The following is a 21,519-nucleotide window of genomic DNA, read 5'->3' on the forward strand; positions in this document are numbered from 1 at the left end:
TTCCCCCTCCGCGGGAGGGGGAAGGCACAGCCGGTCCGTCGTCCCGTCAGCCCGCGGTGGGGCGTGGGGCGCGCAGATGGGCCCGCTCGGCCAGTTCGCCCTCGTCGACCAGCTCCAGCATCGGCTTGCCCGGCGCGCACATCATGGTCACGACGAACCGGGTCCGCGCGTCCGTGAGGGCGTTGCCGTCCTGGTAGTGGATCACGTCACCGCCCGGCTCCCAGAACGTCCCGCCGGCCTCGACCACCCGCTCGGGCTCGCCCTCCAGCTCGAAGCGGACGGCGCCCTCCATGACGTACCCGAACGCGGGTCCCGAGTGGCGGTGCGGCGGGGTTCCCGGGTCTCCGGGCTCCCACTCGACGTAGATGGTCATCGCCGAGGCCCCCTCGGGGACGGTGATCGGTGCGGCGTCCTGCAACACCGTCACCGCCGTCTTCCACCCCTCCGGACGGGGCTGCCCGCCGGGCCCGTGCGCTGCGTTCTTGTCCGACATGGTGGGGCACCTCCATGGATTCGTCGTCCCTCGGTACCGGCCTTCGCCACGGATGACCGAGGACATGCTGGATCTGTGACACGGCGGGAGCGGTTCGTACCCCTTCGTGCCGTTCTGCGAGGTGCCAGCTTGTAGCATGCTGATCCAACTCTGGAGGACATCCATGCGCGGCGGTGAGAACGGGGGCTCGGGCTCCCTCGACCAGGCGACGAAGGAATTCCTCGCGGCTCGTCCCCAGCTCTTCGGTATCGCCTATCGCGTGGTCGGCAGCGCCGTGGAGGCGGAGGACATCGTCCAGGAGGCGTGGCTGCGGTGGCAGAACACCGACCGGGCCGGCATCCGTGAGCCGGCCGCGTTCCTGGCCACGGTCACCACCCGGCTGGCGATCAACTTCACCCAGTCCGCCAAGGTACGCCGGGAGTCGTACGTCGGCCCCTGGCTTCCCGAGCCCGTCGACACGAGCACGGACCCACAGCTGGGCGCGGAACGCGCGGAGGCACTCGACCTGGCGGTTCTCCTCGTCCTGGAGAAGCTGAACCCGGTGGAGCGGGCCGCCTACGTGCTGCGGGAAGCCTTCGACTACACGTACGGGCGGATCGCGGACATCGTGGAGACCAGCGAGGCCAACGCTCGCCAGCTGGTGAGCCGTGCCCGCAGGCATCTGACGGCGGAGCGCCGGGAACCGGTGGACTCCGCCGAGCACCGGCGTTTCCTGGAGGTGTTTCTCGCCGCCGCGCAGAACGGCCGCCTCTCGGTGCTCGAACAGGTTCTCACCGAGGACGTGGTCAGCTACGCCGACGGCGGCGGAATGCGCGGAGCGTCCAGGATTCCGGTCATCGGGCTCCCGCATGTCTCCCGGTACCTCGTCGCCTTCGCACCGCGTTTCTGGCCCCGGACGGACGTCCGCTGGGTCGAGGCCAACGGCAGGCCGGCGGCACTGATCTCGACCGGCGGGAACCCGGTGGCGCTGCTGTCGGTCGATGTGTCGGAGCGTGGCATCGAACGCATCATGTGGGTGATGAACCCGGCCAAGCTGGCCCCCTACGTGGCTTCGCTGGAGAACTGAGCCACTCGCCCAACAGGCCGCATCCCGACGCGGCAACAGATGATTTTCCTCGACTTCCCGGACGGGCTGTCACAGGCGGAAGGGCTGCCCGGTCTCTTCTGGTGCAGACACCAGAAAGTCTCCGAGAGGAACTCCGTCATGAAGGTCGTCGTGATCGGTGGCACCGGACTCATCGGTTCGAAGCTCGTCAGCAGGCTCGGCGAAACCGGGCACGAGGCGGTCGCGGCCGCGCCCAGCACCGGCGTCAACACCCTCACCGGGGAGGGGCTGTCCGAGGTCCTGGAGGGCGCCTCGGTGCTGGTCGACGTGTCCAACTCCCCCTCGTTCGAGGACCGGGCGGTCCTGGACTTCTTCCGCACCTCCACGGCCAACCTCCTCCAGGCCGAGGCGGACGCCGGCGTGCGGCACCATGTGGCGCTGTCGGTGGTGGGCACCGACCGGCTCCAGGAGAGCGGCTACTTCCGGGCCAAGAAGGCCCAGGAGGATCTGATCAAGGCGTCCGGCATCCCGTACTCCATCGTCCACGCGACCCAGTTCTTCGAGTTCGCGAAGGGGCTGGCCGACGGGGTGACCGAGGGCGACACCGTGCGCCTGCCGGACGCCAGGATCCAGCCCCTCGTCTCCGACGACGTGGCCGCGGCCGTGGCTCGCGCCACGGTGGGCGCGCCGGTCAACGGCGTGGTGGAGGTCGGCGGGCCCGAGGCGTTCCAGCTCGAGGAGTTCGTCCGGATCGCGCTGGACGCGGCGAACGACCCCCGCAAGGTCGTCACGGACCCGCAGGCGCGGTACTGGGGAGCCGAGCTGCGGGAGAACACGCTGCTGCCCGGTCCGGACGCGAGCCTCGGCGAGGTCAGGTTCACCGACTGGCTCGCGCGGCAGCGGTAGGCGTCGACGGGTAGTGGCCCCCGTGGGAAGGAGGAGGGGGGGCCGCTTCCCGGCTGCCGAGCGCACTCAAGAACCCTGCGGATTCCACGGCCCCGCGCGTTTTCGCTCTGCACAGGCCTTGCCCGCCGCGGCTTACGACGCGCCGACCAGTACCGCGGTGACGCACAGCGCCATCGTCACGGTGATCAGGATCATCGCGGTCAGCGTCCCGCGCAGCCAGTGTCCGAAGCGGGCGCGGTGCCGCTGTTCCACCACGTCGATGCTCGCGGCGATGTGCTCCGTCACCATGCGGGCCACATAGGTCTGTTCCGCGAGGTACCAGCGTTCGATGTCCGTCCGCTGGTCCTGCGTCAGCCCCGGCTCCTGCGCGGTGAAGTCCGCGACCCGCCGGCGTGCCGCCCGCAGGTGAGCCTGCTGGTAGAGGAAGTCCTGGATGTCGGTCAGGCCGCGGGCGGCCTCCTCGTTCGTGTCCATGGTGTGCTCCCCAGGTGAGGCGGCGGCTGTCCGGCCGGTCACTGTGGTGTGGGCGCGGGGTACGCGCGTCAGCGCCGGGGAGGAGAGCAGCGCGCACGAACGTTCGGGCCGGGACTGGTCGGGCCGGCGATCTCGCGAACGCCGCGCAGAGAGCTGGAGCAGACAACCTGAACGTCCAGCGTGGCAACATCCGCGTGAAGCCGCAAGGGCACCGGCACAGCGGTGTCCTGGGCGTCTCTCCGCACGGGGCGAGAGGCCGCACGGTGCTCCCCGCGAACTACGTCAATTGACGGAATCGGTCTTGGCGGCAGCCGTCTAGCTTTCTCCGCGTGGCCGCGACGGTCGGACACGCCGAGGGAGAAGCCATGAGTGCGGAATCGCGGAACGTCGTTCTCGTCCACGGAGGCTTCGTGGACGGATCCGGCTGGCAGGGGGTCTACGACGTCCTCAAGCGGGACGGGTACGACGTCAGCATCGTCCAGAACCCGACGCTGTCGCTGGAGGGGGACGTCGCGACGACGCGGATGGTCCTCGACGCGCAGGACGGCCCGGTCGTCCTGGTGGGGCACTCCTACGGCGGTGCCGTGATCTCCGAGGCGGGCAGTCACCCGAAGGTCGCGGCGCTCGTCTACATCGCCGCGTTCGCGCCCGACAAGGGCGAGTCGGTGAGCACGCTCATCGCCGACCCGCCGCCCGGCGCCCCCGTGCCGCCGATCCTGCCGCCCAGGGACGGCTTCCTGTTCCTGGACCGCGAGAAGTTCGCGGACTCCTTCGCCGGTGACGTGCCCGCCGACCTGGCGGCGTTCATGGCCGACTCGCAGGTCCCGTGGGGCCTCGACGCCCTCAACGGCGCCGTGTCGGAGCCGGCCTGGCGGGTGAAGCCGAGCTGGTACCTCGTCGCCACCGACGACCGCATGATCCCGCCGCCGGCCCAGCGGGCGATGTCGGAGCGGGCGGGCTCGACCGTCGTCGAGGTTCCCGGCAGCCACTCCGTGTACGTGTCGCGGCCGGACGCGGTGGCCGACCTGATCGAGCAGGCCGCCGCCGCTCACTGACCCTGCGGCGTCCTGCGCGCGGCCGGGATCCGGGCAGCCCGCGCGATCCCGGCCGCGGCGGTATGCCCGGGGTGGCGTCGCGGCTGGGGTTCGGACGTCGGTGGGGAGTTCGAGAGCGACCCGCGCCGGCAACAACCTGCGGGCCACCGGGCTGTCCGCCAGCGCCACCGGCGCCACCGGGCCGGCGTCCCTCACCCCACAGCAGCGCGAGATCGCCCTCGGGTCGGTGGCCTCGAGCTACGCTCCGCCGCCGAACCGGGCCTGCCACAGGTCGCGCAGGAGTGCGATCTCGGCCATGTGGTGGACGAGTTCGAGGTTGGTCTCCCACAGCACGTCGACGAACGGATCGTCGGGGTCGGAGCCGGACGGGTACTGCGAGAAGCCGACCGTGTCGAGCTGCTCGTCGGTGACGGCGGCGACGCTCGTACGCCAACGGTCCACCGTCGCCCAGAACCGGTCGAGTGCCGACGCGGCGTCCGGGGTGAAGTCGACCAGCAGCTTCGGGTGCCGCCGCCGGTCTCCGAAGGTCCACTCCCAGCGGCCGGCGAAGCCCGAATGCAGATGTCCGAGCCGCCAGGCGATGGTGGTGACCGGGGTCCGGTCGGGCTCCGGCGGACCGGTGCGGCCGAGGATCTCCTCGACCCGCCCGACGCCGACGCTCCAGTCCTCGGCGATCTTGGCGACGGGCATGCCCGCGGCGACCTGCCGGGCGACCTCGGCGTACTCGCCGGCCGGGATGTCGGGGGCGCCCTGGTCGAGCACCCAGTCACCGAGGCCGTACGCCCCTGGCGTCGTCGCCTCCTCCCGGCGCCGGACCGACCAGCAACCGGGCACCGGCTCCCACAGGTACTCCTCGTCGCCGAGCCCCGTCAGCCGCACCTGGGCCAACTCCCTGGCGCGGTCGAACTGGTCGAGCAGCAAGCCCGAACGGCCGGTCCCCATGCGTCGCTCCCTGTGCGGTCTCCTGCCCTGCCACGCCCGGACGGAGACTAACGACTCGTCGGCACGGGGCGCGACGAATTTTGGAGCGGGCGGCCCAGGGCCGCTGCCGGTCAGCTGTCGTAGTCGACCGTCAGCTTCTCGGAGACCGGGTACGTCTGGCAGGTCAGCACATAGCCGGCCTCCACCTCGGCGGGTTCGAGGGCGTAGTTGCGGCGCATGTCGGCTTCGCCGTCCGTGATCCGTGCCCGGCAGGTGCCGCAGACGCCTCCCTTGCAGGCGAAGGGCAGGTCCGGGCGGATGCGGGCGGCGGAGTCGAGGAGTGCCGTGCCGCGCGGCAGCCGGGCGGTGGTGGAGCGGCCGTCGAGGGTGACGGTGACCTCGCTGGCCGGGCCCGTCGCCGCCGCCTCCTCGTGACGGACGGGTTCGATCGGCTCGTCGGCGAAGAAGAGCTCCTGGTGGATCCGCCCGCCGGGGACACCCAGCCCGGCCAGGACCTGCTGGGCGTCGAGCACCATGCCGTGCGGTCCGCACAGCCACCAGTGATCGGCGGCGGAGACGTCGATCAGTCCCGCGACGAGGGCGGCGAGGCGGTCGCCGTCGAGACGGCCGGAGAGGAGTTCGGCTTCGCGGGGTTCACGGGACAGCACGTGGGCGAGGTGGAAGCGGGTGCGGTACTCGTCCTTCAGGTCGGCCAGTTCGTCGGCGAACATCACGGTGTCGGTGCGCCGGTTGCCGTAGAACAGCGTGACCCTGGAGCGGTCGTCGGCCGCCAGGACGGACTCGGCGATGGACATCATGGGGGTGATGCCCGAGCCCGCGGCGATCAGTACATGGTGGCCGGGCACCGTGAGGTCGGGGGTGAAGGCTCCGGTGGGGGCCATCACCTGCACGGTGTCGCCGGGCCGCACCTCGTGGACCAGCCAGGAGGAGAAGAGCCCGCCGGGCACCTCCCGGACGCCGATGCGGGGCGGTGCGCCGACCGGCGAGCAGATCGAGTAGGAGCGCCGCTCGTCGCGCCCGTCGACCTCGCGACGCAGGGTGAGCGACTGGCCGGGGCCGAAGGCGAACTCCTCCGCCAGGGCCTCGGGGATGTCGAAGGTGACCGCCACGGCGTCCTCGCACAGGCGCTGGACGGCGGCGACGCGCAGGGGATGGAAGGCTGGGCGGCGCCGGCGGACTGTCGTCGCGGGGGCACCGGCGGTCGGTGCCATCAGCTCTGCCATCAGATCTCCTTGACGTACTCGAACGGCTCGCGGCAGGCCAGGCACCGCCACAGCGCCTTGCAGGAGGTGGCCGCGAAGCGGGAGGTCTCCTCGGTGTCGGCCGACCCGCAGCGCGGGCAGGTGACCGTGCGCCGGGTCGGTGACAGGTTCAGCGGGACGGGACCGGTGGGGTGCCGCGGTGCTGTCGCGGGCGGTGCGATGCCGTGTGCGGCGAGCTTGCGGCGCCCTTCGGGGGTGATCCAGTCGCTCGTCCACGGCGGGTCGAGGACCGTACGGATCTCGACCCGGTCGAACCCGGCGTCCCGCAGGCACGCGGCGACCCCGGCCCGCATCTCGGCCATGGCGGGGCAGCCCGAATAGGTGGGGGTGAGACCGGCGACCACCGTGCCGTCGGCCTCGATCGTCACGGTCCGCAGCACCCCGAGGTCGGCCAGGGTGAGCATGGGCAGCTCGGGGTCGGGGACCTGTTCGGCGAGGTCCCGGGCCCGCCGGACGTCGGACAGGACGGTCACCATGTCGCCTCCGGGTGGGCGCGGGCCACGCTCTGCAGCTCGGCCAGGAGCGGGGCGAGGTGTTCGGTGTGTCCGCCGTGCCGGCCGTGGCCGGGCAGGGGTGCGGTGTGCGGCACGGGGAGCCCGGCCGCGTCGAGGACCTGCTGGAGATCGGCGAGGACCGCCTCGCGCACGTCCTGTGCGGCGAACAGTTCCTCCCAGTACGGAGCCTGTGATTCCAGGGCGGTCAGCATGCGCGCGTGGGACTCTTCCGTGCCGTCGCCCAGGCGTACGACCCATTCGGCGGCGTACTGCCGGTGGTAGGTCAGCTCCTTCACGCCCTTGGCCGCGATCGCCGCGAGCACCGGGTCGGGTGCGGAGGCCAGTTCGGTGAAGTGGGCGAGGCGCCAGCTGGCGAACACCAGCAGCCGCAGGACGGAGAAGGCGAAGTCGCCGTTGGGGAGTTCGGCGAGGCGTACGTTGCGGAAGTCGCCGGCGTCGCGGAAATAGGCGTAGGCGTCCTCCGTACGGCCGGTGCCGTCCACCTGCCCGCAGCGCGCGTACAGCAGGCGTGCCTGGCCGAGCAGGTCGAGCCCGATGTTGGCCAGCGCCACCTCCTCCTCCAGCTCGGGGGCGCGGGTGACCCATTCGGCGAGCCGCTGGGCCAGGACCAGGGCGTCGTCGCCGAGCGCCAGGCAGTGGGCGGCCAGTGCGGCGGCGTCGACGCCCTCGGGTACGACGGTGTCGACGCCGTACAGCGGGTCTTCGAAGCCGGTGCCGAAGGCCCAGCGGGCGTCGCCCTCGTCGTGGCCCTCGGCCAGCGACAGGTAGACGTGGTCGTCGCTCATCACCGGCTCCTAGATGTGCGGGACATCGTCGGGGATGTCGTAGAAGGTCGGGTGCCGGTAGACCTTGTCGGCGCTGGGGGCGAAGAAGGGGTCCTTCTCGTCCCGGCTGGAGGCGGCGATGTGGTCCGAGCGCACGGCCCAGATGCTGACGCCTTCGTTGCGCCGGGTGTACAGATCGCGGGCGTGGGTGAGGGCCATCTCGTCGTCCGCGGCGTGCAGCGAGCCGACGTGGACGTGGTTGAGGCCGCGCTTGCCGCGGATGAACACCTCGTACAGGGGCCAGTTCTCCGAGTCGCTCATGCGACTGCCTCCTTACGTGCCCGGGCGGCCTGCTTGGCGGCGTGCGCGCCGGCGGCCGCACGCACCCAGGCGCCTTCCTCGTGGGCGTCGCGCCTGCGCTGCATCCGCTCCGCGTTGCAGGGGCCGTTGCCGCTGATGACTTCCTTGAGTTCGGAGAAGTCGGGGGTGCCGAAGTCGTGCCGGCCGCGCTCCTCGTTCCAGCGCAGTTCGGGGTCGGGCAGGGTGACGCCGAGCCTGGCCGCCTGGGGCACGGTCATGTCGACGAAGCGCTGGCGCAGTTCGTCGTTGCTGTGCCGCTTGATCTTCCAGGCCATCGACTGCGCGGAGTTGGGCGAGGCGTCGTCGGGCGGACCGAACATCATCAGGGACGGCCACCACCAGCGGTCCACCGCGTCCTGCACCATCTCCCGCTGGGCGTCGGTGCCGCGCATCATGGTCATCAGCAGCTCGTAGCCCTGCCGCTGATGGAAGGACTCCTCCTTGCAGATCCGCACCATCGCGCGGGCGTAGGGCCCGTACGAGCTGCGGCACAGGGGGACCTGGTTGCAGATGGCCGCGCCGTCGACGAACCAGCCGATGACCCCGACGTCCGCGAAACTGGGCGTGGGGTAGTTGAAGATCGACGAGTACTTCTGGCGGCCTTCGAGGAGGCGCTGGGTGAGGTCAGCCCGGTCGACGCCCAGGGTCTCGGCGGCCGAGTACAGGTACAGGCCGTGGCCGGCCTCGTCCTGGACCTTGGCGAACAGGATCGCCTTGCGGCGCAGCGAGGGCGCCCTGGTGATCCACTCGCCTTCCGGCTGCATGCCGATGATCTCCGAGTGCGCGTGCTGGGCGATCTGCCGGACCAGCGTCCTGCGGTAGCCCTCGGGCATCCAGTCGCGCGGTTCGATCCGCTGGTCGCGCGAGATCGTCGCCTCGAAATGGGACTCCAGGTCGTGCTCGGCGTCCCTTCCGGCCGCTTCAGTCATCTCCACCCACTCCCTACCGACCATTCGTTCGGTTCATCATAAGGTATGCCCTCCCTGATCTGGCAAGGGCCGCACCGGATCGGTGTCCGGCAAAAGACCGACCGCCCGCGCAGGGCCACCGTCCGCCGGGGACGGCGCGCACGGTGCCGCCGCGGCCCGCGCCGGTCACCAGGCGTAGAAGCCCCGGCCGGTCTTCTGTCCGAGTTCGCCGCGGGCCACCTTCTCGCGCAGCAGCCGCGGCGGTGCGAAGCGGTCGCCGAGGGTGGCGTGCAGGTGTTCGGCGATGGCGAGCCGGACGTCGAGCCCGACCAGGTCGGTCAGGCGCAGCGGCCCCATGGGGTGCTTGTAGCCGAGCCGCATCGCGTCGTCGATGGCCTCGGGCGCGGCGACGCCCTCCTCGACCATGCGGATCGCCTCCAGCCCCAGGACCAGGCCGAGCCGGCTGCTGGCGAAGCCGGGCGAGTCCTTGACCACGACGTCCTGCTTGCCCAGCGCCCTGGTCCACTCCAGAGCGGCCCGCACGGTGTGCTCGGCGGTGTCGGGGGCGACGACGATCTCGACGAGTGCGGAGGCGGGCACCGGGTTGAAGAAGTGCATCCCGAGGAACCGTTCCGGCCGTCGGAGCGCGGCGGCGAGGTCGGTGACCGACAGGGAGCTGGTGTTGGTGGCCAGGACGGTCGTGTCGCCCACAGCCTCTTCGGCGGCCTTCAGAAGGCGGGCCTTGAGCGCCGCGTCCTCCGGTACCGCTTCCACGACCAGTTCGGTCCCCGGTGGCAGGGCGTCCACCGCGGGTACGACGGTCACCCGGCCGGCCACCCGCTCCGCGGGCTCGCTCAGATGGCCGCGCTCCCCGGCCCGCCGCAGGCTGCCGCCGATCCGCTCCAGCGCCGCGGCGGCGGCCTCCGCCCCGCTCTCCACCACGGTCACGGCGGAGCCGGCGGTGGCGAAGGACTGGGCAATGCCCGCGCCCATCCGGCCGCCGCCGATGACGGCGACGGTGTCGGGTGCCGAGGTCATGCGCGACTCCTCTTCTCGAGAAAACGTGTCATGCGGTCCTTTTTGTCCGCGCTCTCGAACAGCACGGCCTGCGCCAGGTCGTCGGCGACCGGGTGGGCCCCGGGCGAGTCGACGACGAGCTTGGTCAGCCGCAGGGCCGTGGCCGAGGACCGTGCCATGCGGTCGAGCAGCGCGTGGGCGCACTCCAGCAGTTCCTCGGCGGGGACGACCTCCATGACCAGGCCCGCGGCGAGCGCGGCCTGGGCGTCGAGGTTGCGGCCGGCGAGCAGGATCTGCTTGGCGATCGACTCCCCGACCAGTTCGGGCAGCCGCCAGCAGGCGCCGGCCGCGGCGAGGATGCCGAGGCCCGGCTCGGGGTTGCCGAAGACGGCACCGGGGCCGGCGATCCGCAGGTCGCAGGCGTAGGCCAGCTCGGCCCCGCCGCCCAGCGCCCAGCCCTCGACGGCGGCCAGGGTGGGCATGGGCAGCCGCCGGACGCGTTCGAACAGCCGGCTGTTGATGCCCTGGAGCGCCTCGTCGCGGCCGCGCTCCAGCAGCTCGGCGATGTCGGCGCCGCCCGCGAAGACCCCGCCGTGGCCGGTCAGGAGCAGCAGCCTGGGCTCGCGCTCCAGTCGCTCGCACACCTGGTGCAGTTCGCTGATCATGCGGCCGCTGATGGCGTTGCGGGCCTCGGGGCGGTGGAGGGTGACGACGACCCGGTCGGCCCGCTCCTCCACCAGCAGCGTGTCGTACGACGAAGACGTGGTCACACCCGCTCCACCAGCAGTGCGACGCCCTGGCCCACGCCCACGCAGAGCGTGGCCAGGCCGCGGCGGCCGTTCTCGCGTTCCAGGCGGCCGAGGAGGGTGAGCAGGATGCGGGCGCCGGAGCAGCCGAGCGGATGCCCGAGAGCGATGGCGCCGCCGTCGGCGTTGACCTTGTCCTCGTCGAGCTTGAGACGGCGGATGACGGCCAGGGCCTGTACGGCGAACGCCTCGTTGAGTTCCACGGCGTCCAGGTCGCCGGCCTGCCAGCCGGCCCGGGCCAGCGCCTTCTCGGTGGCGGGGACCGGTCCCAGACCCATGAGGTTGGGCTGCACCCCGGCGGAGGCCGAGGCGACGATCCGGGCCCGGGGGGTGAGGCCGTAGCGCTCCACCGCCTCGGCACTGGCGACCGTCAGGGCCGCCGCGCCGTCGGACAGCGGGGAGGACGAGCCCGCGGTGACGATGCCGTTCTCGCGGAAGACGGTCCGCAGGGAGCCCAGCTTCTCCAGGGTGGTGCCGGGGCGGGGGCCCTCGTCCCGGGTCACCTCACCGTCCCGCACGGGGACGGGGACGATCTCGCGGTCGAAGCGGCCCGCCTCCTGGGCTGCGACGGCCCGCTGGTGGCTGCGCAGGGCGAAGGCGTCGGACTCGGCGCGGGTGATGCCGTCCAGGGCCGCGACCTCCTCCGCGGTCTCGCCCATGGACAGCGTGACCTTGACCGCCTCCGGTCCGGCGTCCCCGGGGACGGCACGGTCGGCGGCGGTGAAGCGCGGGTTGGTGAACCGCCAGCCCAGGGCGGTGTCGTGCACCTGCCCCGGCTTGGCCCACGGAGTGCCGGGCTTCTCCATCACCCAGGGCGCCCGGGTCATGGACTCCACTCCCCCGGCGACCACCAGGCCGGCCTCCCCGGCGCGGATCGTCTGGGCCGCCGAGGCCACCGCGGTCAGGCCGGACGCGCACAGGCGGTTGACGGTGTAGCCGGGCACGGTGTGCGGCAGGCCGGCGAGCAGCACCGCCATCCGGGCCACGTCCCGGTTGTCCTCGCCCGCCTGGTTGGCGGCTCCGAGAACGACCTCGTCCACGGCCTCGCCGGGCGCTCCGGCGCGCCGCACGGCCTCGGCGACGACGAGGGCGGCGAGGTCGTCGGGGCGGACGGCGGCCAGGGCACCGCCGTAGCGGCCCTGCGGGGTGCGGGCCCCGTCGATCAGGTAGACGTCCGGCATCAGGCGGCCTCCCTGCCCTGCGCGGCGTACTCGCCGTAGACGGATCTGCTCGGTGACTCCGGTTGCGGGGACCGGTGATCGCGGCTCGCGACGGCGCCCTCGGCACGCTCCATCGGCGTGCGGTGACGGGCGAGGCAGCCGGGCCTCTCAGGGGTCTTCTGCGGCATGCGGTACACCTCTTGACATGCGGGGGTCTCGCTGGATTACCTTGACCACACCGCACGCTAACCGAATGTTCGGTCGGTCCACAAGGTGGTGGAAATGACGACCCGGGTACCGGAAACGACGCCTGGCCCTGTCGAGACGATGTTCGCCGCGGACGAGGCGTCACGAGGACTCGGCATCGAGCTGCTGGAGCACGGCGAGGGGACTGCCGTCCTGCGGATGACCGTGGCACCCTCGCAGGTCAACGGGCACCGGATCGCCCACGGCGGCTATCTCTTCCTCCTCGCCGACACCGCGTTCGCCTGTGCCTGCAACAGCCACGGTCCCGTGACCGTCGCCGCCGGCGCCGACATCGACTTCATCGCGCCCGCGTACGAAGGCGATGTGCTGGTGGCCACGGCGCGGGAGCGCGTTCGGTTCGGCCGCAGCGGTGTCTACGACGTGAGCGTTGTGCGCGGAGACGAAGTGATCGCGGAGTTCCGCGGCCGCAGTCGCACCCTCCGCGCGCGGATTGAGGAGCCGTGATGAGCAGCGAAGTGATCGCGCCCGAGCCGAGGGCCACCCGCCGGGGGGAGCCGCTCCCCGAGGCGCTCCTGGACGACGCCGAGCGGATGTCCCGCGAGGAGCTGACGGCGCTCCAGCTCACCCGGCTGCGCGCGACGCTGCGGCACGCGTACGACAACGTGGAGCTGTACCGCGAGAAGTTCGACGCGGCCGGTGTGCGGCCCGAGGACTGCCGGACCCTCGCGGACCTCGCCCGCTTCCCCTTCACGACCAAGTCGGACCTGCGGGACACCTACCCCTTCGGCATGTTCGCCGTCCCGATGTCCGAGGTGCGGCGCGTACACGCCTCCAGCGGCACCACCGGCCGCCCCACCGTGGTCGGCTACACCGAGAACGACCTGTCCATGTGGGCGGACGTCGTCGCCCGCTCCATCCGGGCGGCCGGCGGCCGGCCAGGGCACAAGGTGCACATCTCCTACGGCTACGGCCTGTTCACCGGCGGTCTGGGCGCCCACTACGGCGCGGAACGCGCCGGGTGCACCGTGATCCCCGCCTCCGGCGGCATGACCGCGCGTCAGGTGCAGATCATCCAGGACTTCCGTCCCGAGATCATCATGGTCACGCCCTCCTACATGCTGACCCTGCTCGACGAGTTCGAGCGTCAGGGCATCGATCCCCGCTCCACCTCCCTGGAGGTCGGCATCTTCGGTGCCGAACCCTGGACGGAGGAGATGCGCCGCGAGATCGAGGAGCGCCTGGACATCCACGCGGTCGACATCTACGGACTGTCCGAGGTCATCGGCCCGGGTGTCGCCCAGGAGTGCGTGGAGACCAAGGACGGACTGCACGTCTGGGAGGACCACTTCCTCCCCGAGGTGGTGGACCCGCTGACCGACGAGGTGCTGGCCGAGGGCGAGAGCGGTGAGCTGGTCTTCACCTCGCTCACGAAGGAGGCGCTGCCCATCATCCGGTACCGCACCCGGGACCTGACGCGGCTGCTGCCGGGCACCGCGCGTCCCGGACTGCGCCGGATCGAGAAGATCACCGGCCGCTGCGACGACATGATCATCCTGCGTGGGGTCAACGTCTTCCCCAGCCAGGTGGAGGAGATCGTGCTGCGCACGCCCGCCGTGGCTCCGCACTTCCAGATCCAGATCAGTCAGCGCGGCCGGATGGACCACATGACCGTCCGTGTGGAGGCCCGGCCCGACGCGAGTCCCGCCGACCGTGAGGCCGCCGCGCGGACGATCGCCCAGGGCATCAAGGACGGTGTCGGCGTCACCGTGGAGGTCGACATCGTCGACCCGGAGACCCTGGAGCGTTCGCTCGGCAAACTCCGCCGGGTCAAGGACCTGCGCAAGGGTTAATACGCTGGCGGACGGCTGGCCGGGGTGCCTACTGTCCTGGGCATGCCCGAGCTGCACCTGCTCCGTCCGGACCACGTCCCGGCGCTCCTCGCCTTCGAGCAGGAGAACCGCGCCTATTTCGCGGCGACCGTCCCCGACCGCGGTGACGACTACTTCGCCCGGTTCGAGGAGCGGCACCGCGCGCTGCTCGCCGAACAGGCGGCCGGGATCTGCTACTTCCATGTGGTGGTCGGCGATGCGGGCGAAGTGCTGGGGCGGGTCAATCTGGTGGATGTTGCGGACGGCGGCGCCGACCTCGGCTACCGGATCGCGGAACGGGCCGCGGGCCGGGGCCTGGCCACCTCGGCCGTGCGGGAGATCTGCGGCCTCGCCGCCACCGGATACGGACTGACCTTCCTGCGGGCCGCCACCACCCTCGTCAACACGGCGTCCCGGACCGTCCTGGCCCGCTCCGGCTTCACCGTCACCGGCGAGACGCGGCTCTCCGGCCTCCCCGGTCTGACGTATCTGCGCCGTCTGTAGGGGATTTGCGGGAACATCCCGGCGGGCCGCCTCGTTGTCCCGGGGCCGATCCCGTCCCCGACCCTGGGAGCATCGTGCCCGCATCCGCGTCCGTCACCTCCACCGTCCTCCCCGCACTCCCGTCCCTCGGCACGCAGGCCGAGCGGCTCATCGAGTCGGGGGTGCACGAGATCGCCGGGCTGTCCGCGGCCGAGGTCCGCGCCGTCGCCGCGACCCCTGCCGGGCAGGATGCCCTGCTCGCCGTACATCCGGAGCGCGCCCCCGCCTCCACGCTCGCGCCGCTGCTCCGGCACGACGGCAGGCCGGGGTTCGTCGTCACCGACATGACCGACGCCGACCTCTTCGCCCCGCTCGACACGATCGCGCTGCCCGACGCCCCGCTCTACGTCCTCACCGGCCTGGACCGGGGCGACCGGATGGCGAACTGGAGCCCTGACGAGGCGCTCCCCGCGCTCACCGCGCAGGACCGCACCCCGCTGCTGCTCAGCGAGGGCATCCACTGGGTGCTGCAACAGCCCGCTGTCCTGGAGCGCAACCACTGCTTCATGACCATCGGTTCACGGCTGCGCAAGGCCAACGGCGCCCTGGACTCGCGCACTCCGGCGATCTGGATCAGCAACGGCACCGGACGGGACGGCCGTGAGCGCCGCAACGCGCCCAAGGTGGGCTGGTGCTGGGCCGGTAACCGGCACACCTGGCTGGGGTTCGCCTCGGCTGCGGGCCGCCGGGGCCGGTAGGACGCGCCGCCGGGCCGGCCGCGGTGCTCGTGAGCACCGCGGCCCTCCCGGAGTCCGTCAGCCGCTCACCGGCCTGCCGCGGCCCCACGCCCAGGCGAGGCGGTCGGCGCCGGACTGGTTGGTGGTGGCCAGCCAGGGGCGGGAGGTGTCGCCGATCAGCTTCTGGATCGAGTAGGTGTCGTCGGTGCGCAGGCCGGGCCAGTACACCGAGCCCATGCCGAGCTTGCGGAACAGGTCCGTGTCGGCCTGGATGAAGTTGACGGAGTTGTCGTCGGGCGTCGGCACGTTGTAGTCGAGGCCGGTGGTCATCGGGGCGCCGAACTCGTCGGCGACGGTCCGGCCCGCGCAGTCACCGAGCCGCTCCTTCAGGTCGGCCGCCCACTGGTCATAGGTGGCGTAGCTCTTCCAGAAGCCGTAGTGGTGCAGGGAGAGGTAGGTCCCCTTCAGGCGCGGGTCGGCGCAGACGGTGGTGACGTGGTCGTTGTAGCCGGCGCCGCTGACGAAGACCCGGTCGTGCGGGACGTACGGGTAGGTCGCCAGCCACTTGGCGGCGAGGTCGGCCCACTCCGCGTCGGTGTAGCCGTGCGGCTCGTTCATCGGCTCGAAGTAGACGTGCGGGTCGTGCCGGTAGGCCTTCACGACGGTGTTCCACATCGGCCAGTAGGTGGCCTCGTCGTCGATGAAACCGTCCTTGTTCGCGCCGGTGCCCTCCCAGTAGGAGACGATCACCTTGAAGCCCTGTGCCGAGGCCGCGTCGATGACTCCGCGGTACGACTTCCAGTAGGAGCCGTTCACCGTGTAGGGGTTGATGGGCAGCCGTACGGTGTTGGCCCCGAGGTTGGCGCGGAACGCCGCGATCACCCGGGTCGCCTTGGCGTAGGTCTGCGCGTAGCTGTCGGAGAGCGACAGGCCGGAGAGGACCACCGGGTCATCGGCGTAGTTGTCGCGCGGGTCGGCCCAGTTGACGCCCTTGAACTGGCTGGTGCCATGGCCCGGTACCGCGGCGGAGGCGGAGGCGGGGCTGCCGGTGAGGGTCGTGGCACCGACGGCGGCGATCGCGACCGCCGCCAGGGCGGCGCGCTTGCGAGGGGTGATCCGGGTTCCGGCGGGGGTCTTGCGCATCAACGTGCCCTTTCAGGAGACGGCGGCTCGGCGCGGCGGCTCGTTGCCCCGGTCGCATGTTCACGTAAACATCGACCGGGCGTGTTTACGTGAACATCCACTGCGCGACGCGGCGAGGAGATCACCCTCCGGGCTGGTCACACGGCGATGTTTACGTAAACTCGAAAGCGTCGGAATCGTGGCATCCGCTCCTGCGGCCGTCAAGGTTTCCCGCTCCGTAACATCCGGTACGTGAAGGAGACTTGAAGGGTGAGCCGATGGAGTTGAACGAGCCGGGGGCACCTGTCCCGTCGGCCACGGGCGGTGCGCAGCGGGGCGGTTCCGGGGTGCCGGGCGGACGCCGGAAGCAGCGGGTCTCGATGGCGGACGTCGCCAAGCTCGCCGGTGTCTCCTCGCAGACGGTCTCCCGGGTCTCCAACGGCCATGCCGGAGTGATCAGTTCCACCCGGGAGCAGGTGCTGGCCGCGATGCGGGAGCTCGGCTACCGGCCCAACAGCGCGGCCCGCGCCCTGCGTTACGGCCGGTTCAACACCATCGGTGTGATCCTGTTCAGCCTCTCCTCGACGGGCAGCAGCCGTACCGTGGAGGCGATCGCCACCCATGCCGCGGCCGAGGGGTACGCGATCACCCTCATCCCCATCGACGTGGCCACGCAGGACAACGTGCTGGGGGCCTTCACGCGGATGGGCGAGCTGGCGGTGGACGCCGTGATCGTCATCATGGAGATCCACCTGCTCGACACCAGCACGGTCCAACTGCCCCCCGGCGTCCATGTGGTGGTCGTGGACTCGGACGCCGGGGACCGCTACAGCGTGGTCGACACCGACCAGGCCGACGGCGCCCGGAAGGCCGTACGGCATCTGCTGGAGCTGGGCCACCGGACCGTGTGGCATGTGACCGGTCCCGGGACGTCGTACGCGGGCCAGCGCCGCACCCAGGCCTGGCGGGCCGAGCTGGAGGAGGCCGGACGCCCGGTTCCGGCGCCGCTGCACGGCGACTGGTCGGCCGAGTCCGGTTACGCGGCCGGGCTCGCGCTCGCCCGGGAGCCCGACTGCACCGCGGTGTTCGCGTCCAACGACCATATGGCCCTGGGTCTGCTGCGCGCCTTCCACGAACAGGGCCGGTCCGTGCCCGCCGACGTGAGTGTCGTCGGGTTCGACGACACGCCCGACGCAGCCTTCTTCATCCCGCCGCTGACCACCGTCCACCAGGACTTCGCCGAGGTCGGCCGCCGCTGCGTCCAGGGCGTCCTGCGCCAGATCCGCACCCGGGACGACTCCCGTCCCGGCACCGATCTCGTCCCGGCCCGTCTGGTGGTCAGGGACAGCACCGCGCCGCCGCGCAGTTCACCGGGCCGCGGATGACCCGCCGTCGCATCGGCTCCCCGGCCGGCTCAGGCGGTACCGGTCGGCCGTGCTCGCGGGGCGTCGGGCGTGGCACCGACGTCCGGTCGAACCGCGCGAGCAGATCGGCGGCATCAGCTCCAAGGTGCTCACCGAGCCCCTGCGGCGCCTACAGTTCAACGGGCTGGTGACGCGGCGGGCCATGACCGGGGCGCCACCGCGTGTGGAGTACGGTCTGACGGGCCTGGGGCGGTCGTTGCTCGGGCCCATCGACGCCGTCGGGGCGTGGGCATTCGAGCACGGTGACGAGGTCGTGGCCGCGCAGGAGGCCGGCTGCACCGGCGTTCGCGATCGTGGCTGACGAGCGCTTCACCCATCAGCGCCTCGCCGATCAGGGCATCGAGGTCGGCGGGGTTCGGGGTGCGCCCGACGCGCCGGGGCGGGAGTTCGAGTTCGTGGCGCGGCGGCCGAGGGGCGGGTGAGGTACGCGGTGCGGGGTACCCGGCCGCCGAACGCGGTGACCGGCACCGCACGGACGTGGAAGGTCAGGCATCGCAGCCCCCATGTCCACGACGCATCCTGCCGAGCGCACCCGCAACGGGCGGGGCTGGTTCGAGCGGCTGGCGGAGGTGGCCTCGAACGTCACCAGCTCCCTGCTGTTCATGTGTCTCTGCCTGGCTCTGGTCGCGGCCTTCGTCGCCGTCCATGTCGCGGGCCTCGACCTGAGCTGGCAGCTCCTCGTCGGTGATGTCATGACCTCCCTGAACCTGCTGCTGCTCGCCCTGCTGAAGAACTCCGAGCGCCGCGCGGAACACGCCATCCAGCGCAAGCTCGACAGCATCGCCGCCGCGCTGCTCGATCAGCGTGCGGGCGACACCCCGCAGGAAGCGGCGGCGGAGCTGCGCAAGGTGATCCGGATGGACGAGGAGCTCTGACTCGGTCGAGCCCGGTGCGCGGGCCGTACCGGGCGTCGGTCGCGTCCTCGTACCCTGTTCGACGTGCCCCCCACCTGCCTGCATCATGTCGCCGTCCTCGTGCTGGAGGGGGCGAAGCCCCTCGACGTCGGTATCCCGGCGCAGGTGTTCACGACCCGGGCGAGCATGCCGTACGAGGTACGGGTGTGCGGTGCGGCGCCCGGTCTGGTCACCGGCGGCGACGGGCTGTCGTACCACGTCGCTCATGGCCTCGACGCGCTGGAGTGGGCGGAGATCGTGTTCGTTCCCGGCTACCGGTTCCCGGACCGGGAGGACCCGCCGCGGGCGGTCGTCGACGCGCTGCTCGCCGCGCACGAGCGGGGCGCGCGGCTGGCAGCCATCTCGACGGGGGCCTTCGCGCTCGCCGCGACGGGACTGCTCGACGGCCGGCGCGCCACCACGCACTGGCACTACACGCGCGCGCTCGCCGAGAGACATCCGCTGGTCAAGGTCGACGAGAACGTGCTGTTCGTCGACGAGGGCAGCGTGCTGACGTCGGCCGGCGCCGCCTCGGGCATCGACCTGTGCCTGCACATCCTGCGCGGTGACCTCGGGGTGGCCGCGTCGAACCACGCGGCCCGGCGGCTGGTCGCGGCCCCCTACCGCAGCGGCGGCCAGGCGCAGTACGTGCCGCGCAGTGTGCCCGAGCCGCTGGGTGAGCGGTTCGCAGTGACCCGCGAGTGGGCACTGCACCGGCTCGGCGAGCCGCTCACCCTCGACGCACTCGCCCGGCATGCGGGGGTGTCAGCACGCACGTTCTCGCGGCGGTTCGTCGAGGACACCGGGTACACACCGATGCAGTGGGTGATGCGCGCCCGGATCGATCTGGCCCGGGAACTGCTGGAGCGGTCGGAGCGGAGCGTCGAGCAGATCGCCGACGACGTCGGTCTCGGCACCGGGGCGAATCTGCGCCTCCACTTCCAGCGGATCCTCGGTACGACGCCGAGCGACTACCGGCGCACTTTCACCAAGGGCGAGTAGCGGGCAGTGAGATCAGAGCGATCGAGGTGTTGATGCTCGCGATCAGCACGCCGAGCGTGGTGCTATGAGAAACCGGCGGTCAGTTCACGATGGCCGGACTGCGCGCGGGGGCGGCCCGGAACGCTGTCCAAGGCGTGCGGTCGACGACCAGACGGCGCAGCGTGCGCACCTGGCGGCGCCGGTCAGGATCTGCTTGGACAGCGGTGGCCGGTCGTACGGCGGACGGGACTCCGCACCGATCAGCGTGAGGGTGCCGCCCCAGCCTCGGCGGCGGATGGTCTCGGCCGCGGCCAGGCCGGCGGCCGAGGCTCCCACGACGGCGATGCGCTTCACTGTTCGTCCCCCTGTTCGCTCCCCTGGCGGTTGGCGACGTCGTTGGCGAGGACGACCCGTCGCCGGCCAAGATGGTCACGCCGCCGACCTCGATGTCCTCCAGGGCCACCCGGCGCCGTCCGCTGTGCACGATGGTGAGGTGGCGCAGGAGTTCCTCGACCGCCGAAGCGACCAGCTTCGGGTCGTCACTCTCGCGCAGCCGGGCCAGCTGGCCGGGGTTCCGCAGCAGGGCCAGGGTGCCCAGCGCGATCATGTTCGCGGTGGTCTCGTGCCCGGCAATCAGCAGCAGCAATCCAGTACCGGCCGCTTCGGACCTGGGGAGTTCACCGGTCCTGACCCGCTCGGCCAGCGTGGAGAGAAGGTCGTCGGCCGGGTGGGCCAGCTTGGCGCCGATCAGCCGGTCCAGGTAGTCCATCAGCTCCTGGGTGGCCACCCGTGCCTGTGCCACGGTGGTGGTGCGCCGGATCAGGATCTTGCTGTTGGCCTGGAAGAAGTCGTGGTCGGCATACGGCACTCCGAGCAGGCCCTGCCTGCAGGAGGAGACATCGAGGAGCGGGTCCGGAGGTTCAGGCGGTCGGCGGTCCGCCGCCGTCCTTGGTGGCGGTCCGCGGATCCGTCCCGAGCATGCGCCGGATGATGGGCATGACCGTGTGTACGGCCACTCCCAGCACCTGCACGTCGTGCTCGGGCAACCTGGCCAGCAGTTCGGCGAACCGGGCGTCCCCCGCCCTGCGGTGCTCGGCCAGGAGTTCACGCCCGGCGTCCGTGATGGCGACGAGGCGGACCCGCCCGTCCTCGGGATCACTGATCCGCGATGCCAGACCCTGGGCTTCCAGCCGCTGCACCAGCACGGACATCGACGGCTGGGTCACACTCTCCGCCGCGGCCAGCGTGGTCAGCCGGACCGGGCCTTCCCGGCCGAGCCTGCCGAGCGTGGCAGCGGTGGTCAGGCTCATGCCCTGCCAGGTGGACGTGAGGTGCCGGACCAAACCGGTGGTCAGCTCGTGCAGTGCGGCCGCCACCTGCTGGGCTCCTTCTCCGGATGTCTCATCCATGCCCACATTCATAACACGATCTATAGGCGACGCTATATAGATTGAGTGGTAAATGTCCATATTTTTCGACGCCTCAGCAGCTAACCAGAACGGCAGCGACGGCGTGACACCTGCCCAAAATTAGGAAATTTCAGAATCTACATAGACAAACTATATAGAGAGTCTATAGATGGTGCGAGCCCTTCGGGGCGCCGGACGGAGAAGGTGACGACCGTGACCTGCGCCTACCCCCCAGCCCTCGCCTGGCCCCTGACCCACCACCCGGAAGCCGCCGGCGAGGCCCGTCAGATCACCAAGGAGCTGCTCGCCCGCTGGCGGGTCGCCGACGACCCGGCCGACTCGGTGCTGCTGGCCGTCTCCGAACTCGTCACCAACGCCGTTGAGCACGCCCAGCCACCGCTGAAGCTCAGGCTGAGCCACGACCTGTACACCCACCGGGTGCACATCGAGGTCTCCGACGGAGGCCCAGCGGCCACGGACGGTGACTGGGCGGCCAGTTGCTCCCCCTGCGAGCACGGCCGCGGCCTGGAGATCATCGACTTGCTCGCCACCGCCCACGGCAACCGTCTGGAACGGGGCCACGCGACCCACTGGGCCGACGTGTACGCCGCCGCCTGAGTCGACGTACGCGACGGAGTGACCAAGGTGGTGGTCATGTGAGAGCGCGTCGCCGCCGCGCACGGCAGGA

26 protein-coding genes and 3 pseudogenes are annotated in these 21,519 nt (G+C 71.4%); 13 read left to right on the top strand and 16 right to left on the bottom strand.

The features are described 5' to 3' along the window. Positions 1–46: 46 nt before the first annotated feature. A complete protein-coding gene (locus ACWGJB_RS28650) occupies positions 47–493 on the bottom strand; it encodes a cupin domain-containing protein (protein WP_453382950.1) in 447 nt (148 codons plus the stop codon). A 136-nt stretch (positions 494–629) separates the two neighbouring features. Between ACWGJB_RS28650 and ACWGJB_RS28655 the strand changes: the two genes are divergently transcribed. Both ACWGJB_RS28655 and ACWGJB_RS28660 read left to right on the top strand, forming a co-directional pair. Then, positions 630–1,559 carry an RNA polymerase sigma-70 factor gene (locus ACWGJB_RS28655; protein WP_453382951.1) on the top strand — a complete coding sequence of 310 codons (930 nt, stop codon included), beginning with the start codon at positions 630–632 and terminating at the stop codon, positions 1,557–1,559. A gap of 138 nt (positions 1,560–1,697) precedes the next feature. After that, entirely contained in the window at positions 1,698–2,444 is a 747-nt protein-coding gene (locus ACWGJB_RS28660; RefSeq protein WP_453382952.1) for an SDR family oxidoreductase, read from the top strand. Positions 2,445–2,576: 132 nt separating this feature from the next. On the opposite strand, the gene ACWGJB_RS28665 is transcribed toward ACWGJB_RS28660, so the two are convergent. Continuing rightward, positions 2,577–2,918, bottom strand: a complete 342-nt coding sequence (locus ACWGJB_RS28665; protein ID WP_453382953.1) for a hypothetical protein — start codon at positions 2,916–2,918, stop codon at positions 2,577–2,579. Between the two features lie 365 nt (positions 2,919–3,283). Between ACWGJB_RS28665 and ACWGJB_RS28670 the strand changes: the two genes are divergently transcribed. After that, complete coding sequence (locus ACWGJB_RS28670; RefSeq protein ID WP_453382954.1) at positions 3,284–3,973, top strand: alpha/beta fold hydrolase; 690 nt, start codon at positions 3,284–3,286, stop codon at positions 3,971–3,973. 237 nt (positions 3,974–4,210) lie between these two features. On the opposite strand, the gene ACWGJB_RS28675 is transcribed toward ACWGJB_RS28670, so the two are convergent. From ACWGJB_RS28675 to ACWGJB_RS28720, 10 genes are all read right to left on the bottom strand, one after another. Next, positions 4,211–4,915, bottom strand: coding sequence for a DinB family protein (locus ACWGJB_RS28675; protein WP_453382955.1), 705 nt, complete (start codon positions 4,913–4,915; stop codon positions 4,211–4,213). Positions 4,916–5,025: 110 nt separating this feature from the next. Continuing rightward, entirely contained in the window at positions 5,026–6,126 is a 1,101-nt protein-coding gene (gene paaE, locus ACWGJB_RS28680; protein WP_453383056.1) for a 1,2-phenylacetyl-CoA epoxidase subunit PaaE, read from the bottom strand. 11 nt (positions 6,127–6,137) lie between these two features. Then, a complete protein-coding gene (gene paaD / locus ACWGJB_RS28685; RefSeq protein WP_453382956.1) occupies positions 6,138–6,653 on the bottom strand; it encodes a 1,2-phenylacetyl-CoA epoxidase subunit PaaD in 516 nt (171 codons plus the stop codon). Next, positions 6,647–7,477 (bottom strand): 1,2-phenylacetyl-CoA epoxidase subunit PaaC, encoded by an 831-nt coding sequence (paaC, locus tag ACWGJB_RS28690; RefSeq protein ID WP_453382957.1) that lies wholly within the window; start codon positions 7,475–7,477, stop codon positions 6,647–6,649. The genes paaD and paaC overlap by 7 nt, the downstream gene beginning before the upstream one ends. Before the next feature lie 9 nt (positions 7,478–7,486). Next, on the bottom strand, positions 7,487–7,777 hold the full coding sequence (paaB, locus tag ACWGJB_RS28695) for a 1,2-phenylacetyl-CoA epoxidase subunit PaaB (protein WP_351734775.1): 291 nt from the start codon (positions 7,775–7,777) through the stop codon (positions 7,487–7,489). Continuing rightward, positions 7,774–8,745 carry a 1,2-phenylacetyl-CoA epoxidase subunit PaaA gene (gene paaA, locus ACWGJB_RS28700; RefSeq protein WP_453382958.1) on the bottom strand — a complete coding sequence of 324 codons (972 nt, stop codon included), beginning with the start codon at positions 8,743–8,745 and terminating at the stop codon, positions 7,774–7,776. Before paaA ends, paaB begins: the two co-directional genes overlap by 4 nt. A gap of 165 nt (positions 8,746–8,910) precedes the next feature. Beyond that, positions 8,911–9,762, bottom strand: a complete 852-nt coding sequence (locus tag ACWGJB_RS28705; protein WP_453382959.1) for a 3-hydroxyacyl-CoA dehydrogenase family protein — start codon at positions 9,760–9,762, stop codon at positions 8,911–8,913. Then, the gene (locus tag ACWGJB_RS28710; RefSeq protein WP_453382960.1) at positions 9,759–10,511 is read right to left on the bottom strand and encodes an enoyl-CoA hydratase/isomerase family protein; all 753 of its coding nucleotides are present in this window, start codon (positions 10,509–10,511) and stop codon (positions 9,759–9,761) included. Before ACWGJB_RS28710 ends, ACWGJB_RS28705 begins: the two co-directional genes overlap by 4 nt. Then, a complete protein-coding gene (locus ACWGJB_RS28715; RefSeq protein ID WP_453382961.1) occupies positions 10,508–11,728 on the bottom strand; it encodes a thiolase family protein in 1,221 nt (406 codons plus the stop codon). The genes ACWGJB_RS28710 and ACWGJB_RS28715 overlap by 4 nt, the downstream gene beginning before the upstream one ends. Continuing rightward, positions 11,728–11,895 (bottom strand): hypothetical protein, encoded by a 168-nt coding sequence (locus ACWGJB_RS28720; protein WP_453382962.1) that lies wholly within the window; start codon positions 11,893–11,895, stop codon positions 11,728–11,730. The genes ACWGJB_RS28715 and ACWGJB_RS28720 overlap by 1 nt, the downstream gene beginning before the upstream one ends. Before the next feature lie 94 nt (positions 11,896–11,989). On the opposite strand from ACWGJB_RS28720, the gene paaI reads away from it, so the two are divergent. The 4 genes from paaI (at position 11,990) to ACWGJB_RS28740 (ending at position 15,023) form a co-directional block, all read left to right on the top strand. Beyond that, positions 11,990–12,418, top strand: coding sequence for a hydroxyphenylacetyl-CoA thioesterase PaaI (gene paaI, locus ACWGJB_RS28725; protein ID WP_453382963.1), 429 nt, complete (start codon positions 11,990–11,992; stop codon positions 12,416–12,418). Beyond that, positions 12,418–13,764, top strand: a complete 1,347-nt coding sequence (gene paaK, locus ACWGJB_RS28730) for a phenylacetate--CoA ligase PaaK (protein ID WP_453382964.1) — start codon at positions 12,418–12,420, stop codon at positions 13,762–13,764. Before paaI ends, paaK begins: the two co-directional genes overlap by 1 nt. Positions 13,765–13,806: 42 nt before the next feature. Then, on the top strand, positions 13,807–14,286 hold the full coding sequence (locus tag ACWGJB_RS28735; protein WP_453382965.1) for a GNAT family N-acetyltransferase: 480 nt from the start codon (positions 13,807–13,809) through the stop codon (positions 14,284–14,286). 74 nt (positions 14,287–14,360) lie between these two features. Continuing rightward, complete coding sequence (locus tag ACWGJB_RS28740; protein ID WP_453382966.1) at positions 14,361–15,023, top strand: DUF5701 family protein; 663 nt, start codon at positions 14,361–14,363, stop codon at positions 15,021–15,023. A gap of 57 nt (positions 15,024–15,080) precedes the next feature. Here ACWGJB_RS28740 and ACWGJB_RS28745 read toward each other — a convergent pair whose 3' ends face one another. Further along, on the bottom strand, positions 15,081–16,145 hold the full coding sequence (locus tag ACWGJB_RS28745) for a glycoside hydrolase family 5 protein (RefSeq protein WP_453382967.1): 1,065 nt from the start codon (positions 16,143–16,145) through the stop codon (positions 15,081–15,083). Between the two features lie 257 nt (positions 16,146–16,402). Between ACWGJB_RS28745 and ACWGJB_RS28750 the strand changes: the two genes are divergently transcribed. From ACWGJB_RS28750 to ACWGJB_RS28770, 5 genes and pseudogenes are all read left to right on the top strand, one after another. Beyond that, entirely contained in the window at positions 16,403–17,509 is a 1,107-nt protein-coding gene (locus ACWGJB_RS28750) for a LacI family DNA-binding transcriptional regulator (RefSeq protein WP_453382968.1), read from the top strand. Beyond that, positions 17,439–17,849 carry a winged helix-turn-helix transcriptional regulator gene (locus ACWGJB_RS28755; RefSeq protein WP_453383057.1) on the top strand — a complete coding sequence of 137 codons (411 nt, stop codon included), beginning with the start codon at positions 17,439–17,441 and terminating at the stop codon, positions 17,847–17,849. The genes ACWGJB_RS28750 and ACWGJB_RS28755 overlap by 71 nt, the downstream gene beginning before the upstream one ends. Positions 17,850–17,871: 22 nt before the next feature. Beyond that, positions 17,872–17,970, top strand: a pseudogene (locus ACWGJB_RS28760) (SAM-dependent methyltransferase); the annotation flags it as partial. Between the two features lie 81 nt (positions 17,971–18,051). After that, complete coding sequence (locus tag ACWGJB_RS28765) at positions 18,052–18,423, top strand: low affinity iron permease family protein (RefSeq protein WP_453382969.1); 372 nt, start codon at positions 18,052–18,054, stop codon at positions 18,421–18,423. A 63-nt stretch (positions 18,424–18,486) separates the two neighbouring features. Next, complete coding sequence (locus ACWGJB_RS28770) at positions 18,487–19,443, top strand: GlxA family transcriptional regulator (RefSeq protein WP_453382970.1); 957 nt, start codon at positions 18,487–18,489, stop codon at positions 19,441–19,443. A gap of 174 nt (positions 19,444–19,617) precedes the next feature. Here the strand turns inward: ACWGJB_RS28770 and ACWGJB_RS28775 are convergent. The 3 genes and pseudogenes from ACWGJB_RS28775 to ACWGJB_RS28785 form a co-directional block, all read right to left on the bottom strand. After that, positions 19,618–19,776 (bottom strand): annotated as a pseudogene (locus ACWGJB_RS28775) (FAD-dependent oxidoreductase); the annotation flags it as partial. A gap of 26 nt (positions 19,777–19,802) precedes the next feature. After that, positions 19,803–20,299, bottom strand: a pseudogene (locus ACWGJB_RS28780) (cytochrome P450); the annotation flags it as partial. A gap of 43 nt (positions 20,300–20,342) precedes the next feature. Beyond that, complete coding sequence (locus ACWGJB_RS28785; protein WP_453382971.1) at positions 20,343–20,831, bottom strand: MarR family winged helix-turn-helix transcriptional regulator; 489 nt, start codon at positions 20,829–20,831, stop codon at positions 20,343–20,345. Positions 20,832–21,044: 213 nt separating this feature from the next. On the opposite strand from ACWGJB_RS28785, the gene ACWGJB_RS28790 reads away from it, so the two are divergent. After that, positions 21,045–21,449, top strand: coding sequence for an ATP-binding protein (locus tag ACWGJB_RS28790; RefSeq protein WP_453382972.1), 405 nt, complete (start codon positions 21,045–21,047; stop codon positions 21,447–21,449). The last annotated feature ends 70 nt before the right edge of the window (positions 21,450–21,519 follow it).

The organism is Streptomyces sp. NPDC054813, from assembly GCF_053611365.1.